Here is a 3,320-nt window from a genome sequence, read left to right on the forward strand (position 1 = left end):
GGTTTTAAAAGATTTTTAAGAAAGTTTTTTATTCCGTCCATTTATTACTTTTTCATAACTTTCATTACTGCTTCCATAATATCTCTGTAATTTGGATAATAAGCTTCTTCTAAAACTCTATTTGCTGGTGCAGGAGCATCTGGTAAAGCGACTCTTCTTGGTGGTGAATGAAGATAATCAAAAAGATTCTCCGATATAAATGCTAATATTTCTGCCGAAAAACCTCCTGTCTTCCAACCTACATCTGCTATAACAACTTTTCCTGTTTTTTTTATAGATTGTAAAATTATTTCAGTATCATATGGTTTAAGACTTCTCAAATCTATCACTTCTGCATCTATGTTGTGTTCTCTTCCTAAATGATCTGCTGCTTTTAATGATTCTAAAACCATATAAGAAATACTAATAATGGTTATGTCTTTGCCAGTTTTTCTTATAACTCCTTTACCTATTGGAACAGAATACGTATTTTCTGGAACCACACCTTCAATTCTGTAAAGCCATCTATCGTCTATATAGACAACAGGATTTGGATCCTGAACCGCTGAAATCATCAATCCTTTTGCATCATATGGGGTTGAGGGCATCACAACTTTTAAGCCTGGAACATGGACAAAAAAATTATGAAGAGCCTGAGAATGCTGTGCTGCCTGTTCACCGCCTCTATTTATTATTCCCCATATTACCACAGGAACATTTAATTTACCTCCAAACATATAATGCCAATTTGCTGCCTGGTTAATAATTGGATCCATGGCAAAAAGCATAAAGTCCATTCTTGGATGCACAACAATTGGTTTCATTCCTGCGATAGCTGCACCAACAGCTGCTCCGGTTACAGCATTTTCAGATACAGGTGTATCTATAACTCTCTCAGAACCGAACTTCTCAAGAAGACCTCTACAAGTATTCCCAACATACCAAGGGCTTTTAACTCCCTGTCCTATAATAAAAACAGACTCATCTGATTCCATCAATTGATGAAGAGATTCATTTATTGCCAAACTATACTGAAGTTTTCTATTCTTTGAAGACATATTTATTCACCTCTTCTTTTTTTGGATTCGGGCTATTATTAGAAAAAATATGAGCCTTTTTTACTTCTTCCTCTATCTTTCTTTTTATTTCTTCTATCTCTTTATTTGTGATTATTTTATTCTTAATAAGAAATCTCTCAAATCTTACAATTGGATCTCTTTTCCTCCATTTTTCAACTTCTTCTTTTGATCTGATATCTGTATGAACTCCCTGAATATTATCATCAGGGCCTACATGACCTCTAAGTCTATAAGTAATGCATTCTATAAATACAGGCCCATTTTTAGACCTGCATAATTCAACTGCTTTTTTAGCAGTTTCATAAACTTTTAAAACATTATTCCCATCAATTCTAAAGCTTTTAATTTCAAATGGTATAGCAAGTCTATAAATATATGGATTAACCCTACATTCTCTAATTGGCATATGAGTGGAATAGAGATTATTTTCACAAACAAAAATGATAGGTAGTTTTTTTAGGGCTGCAAAATTTAGACATTCATGTAAAACTCCCTCTCCTGCTGCACCATCACCAAAAAAGCTTACTGTTACTCTATCTTCTCCTTTTATTTTAGAGGCTAAAGCAGAACCTACTGCCAGAGAAATAGTTCCAGCAACAATTGGTGCAGCTCCAAGAAGTCCAACTTCAGGACAAATAAGATGCATTGAACCTCCTCTACCTCTTGAACATCCTGTCTCTTTACAATATATTTCAGCAATCATTTCATTTAGGCTACCACCTTTTGCAATGTAATGACCATGTGATCTATGATTTCCAAAAATGTAGTCTTCCTTTTTAAGGGCTGCACATATACCTACAGCTATTGCTTCCTCACCAGAATAAAGATGACACGGTGTTTTTATTATGCCTTCTAAGATTGGCTCAACAAGGCTCTCCTCAGCAATTCTTATTTTTAGCATAGTTTCGTATAAATCCAATAAAAATTTTTTAGAATATTTCATTTTTCCTCATTAATATATTTTTTCTTTGTTATAACTGTTAAAACAGTCAAAAAAATAATTTTTAAATCTGTTAAAAAAGAATGCTCATTAACATATTTTAACTGTAGCTTTATTTTAGTAGGTCTTATCTTTTCCATATATGTTTTTTCTGGATCAGGAGAACCAGCTAAAATTGCTCCTTCATCAGGATTCCACAGAGATGCCCAATCTGTTATTCCAGGCTTTACTGTTAATATCTTCTTTTCTTCTTCAGTAAACATATTAACATAAAATGGAACTTCAGGGCGAGGACCCACAATGCTCATCTCTCCTTTCAAGACATTTATTAACTGTGGCAGTTCATCAATCTTATATTTTCTGAGAAATCTTCCAATTTTTGTTATTCGTGGGTCATCATCAGCTGTAGAAGGACCTCCAATCTTTTCAGCATCTACAATCATTGTTCTAAACTTATATATCCTGAAAGGCTTCCCATATTTACCAACTCTTATCCCACGGTAAAAAACAGGCCCGCTATCTTCCTTTTTAATTAAATAGGCGATTACTAAAAAAAGAGGGGTTAGAAAAATTAATCCGATACTTGAAACTATTATATCAAAAGCTCTTTTAAGCATACTTGATCCTACTTGCTACCATATCCGTAAAACTCTCGAATTTTATTTGCTACATAGTAAACATCATCGTCAGTTAAAGATGTATTCATGGGCAAAAGAAGACATCTTTGGAACATTTTTTCTGTAAATGGAAGTTTTACATTAAACCCAAGTTTTTCCCATTGATGAACTGCTTTGCCACCCCACTGGATTATTGTTCCGATCCCATTTTTACTTAAATATTCTTTAAGTTCATCCCTTCGTTCGGCTTCTATTTCATAGTTTTGATATATGTCAAAATGCTCAGGATCACTGTTAGGCGCAGGAGGAAGAACTATCTCTTTTACATCTCCGAGCAGGCTCTGATAAAGACCTGCTATTTCTCTGCGTCTGGAAATCTCTTGCTCATAGAAAGAAAGTTTATAATTGAGAATAGCTGCTTGTATGTTATCTAGACGAGAATTGAATCCCCATATTATAACTTCACCTGTTTCATCCCTTCCATGGTCTCTAAGCATTCTGAGTTTTTTATATATTTTTTCATCATTTGTAAAAACTACACCTCCATCTCCGAGACATCCAAGTGTTTTAGCAGGATAAAAACTCACAACCCCAGCAAGACCAAAAGTTCCTGCACATCTTCCTTTAAATTTAGAGCCCAGTGCCTGAGCAGCATCTTCAACAATAATTAAATTATTTTTATCAGCTATTGATTGTAACTCATCC

The 3,320-nt window shown here is 34.2% G+C and carries 4 protein-coding genes; all 4 read right to left on the bottom strand.

Features of this window, described 5'->3' with window-relative positions:
• Positions 1–44 precede the first annotated feature (44 nt).
• On the bottom strand, positions 45–1,037 hold the full coding sequence (locus tag ACP5O9_RS08635) for an alpha-ketoacid dehydrogenase subunit beta (RefSeq protein WP_353686698.1): 993 nt from the start codon (positions 1,035–1,037) through the stop codon (positions 45–47).
• The gene (locus ACP5O9_RS08640; RefSeq protein ID WP_353686697.1) at positions 1,021–2,001 is read right to left on the bottom strand and encodes a thiamine pyrophosphate-dependent dehydrogenase E1 component subunit alpha; all 981 of its coding nucleotides are present in this window, start codon (positions 1,999–2,001) and stop codon (positions 1,021–1,023) included. Before ACP5O9_RS08640 ends, ACP5O9_RS08635 begins: the two co-directional genes overlap by 17 nt.
• Complete coding sequence (locus tag ACP5O9_RS08645) at positions 1,998–2,615, bottom strand: sugar transferase (RefSeq protein WP_428723845.1); 618 nt, start codon at positions 2,613–2,615, stop codon at positions 1,998–2,000. The genes ACP5O9_RS08640 and ACP5O9_RS08645 overlap by 4 nt, the downstream gene beginning before the upstream one ends.
• An 8-nt stretch (positions 2,616–2,623) precedes the next feature.
• Positions 2,624–3,320, bottom strand: a 697-nt coding sequence (locus ACP5O9_RS08650; RefSeq protein ID WP_428723846.1) for a DegT/DnrJ/EryC1/StrS family aminotransferase, incomplete at its 5' end; no start/stop codon positions are given.

This window comes from Thermodesulfovibrio sp., assembly GCF_049969575.1.
Classification (GTDB): Bacteria; Nitrospirota; Thermodesulfovibrionia; order Thermodesulfovibrionales; family Thermodesulfovibrionaceae; genus Thermodesulfovibrio; species Thermodesulfovibrio obliviosus.

Coding starts and splice junctions, on each gene's coding strand:
- ACP5O9_RS08645 (WP_428723845.1), bottom strand. CDS start 2,615: ATGCTTAAAAGAGCTTTTGATATAATAGTTTCAAGTATCGGATTAATT.
- ACP5O9_RS08635 (WP_353686698.1), bottom strand. CDS start 1,037: ATGTCTTCAAAGAATAGAAAACTTCAGTATAGTTTGGCAATAAATGAA.
- ACP5O9_RS08640 (WP_353686697.1), bottom strand. CDS start 2,001: ATGAAATATTCTAAAAAATTTTTATTGGATTTATACGAAACTATGCTA.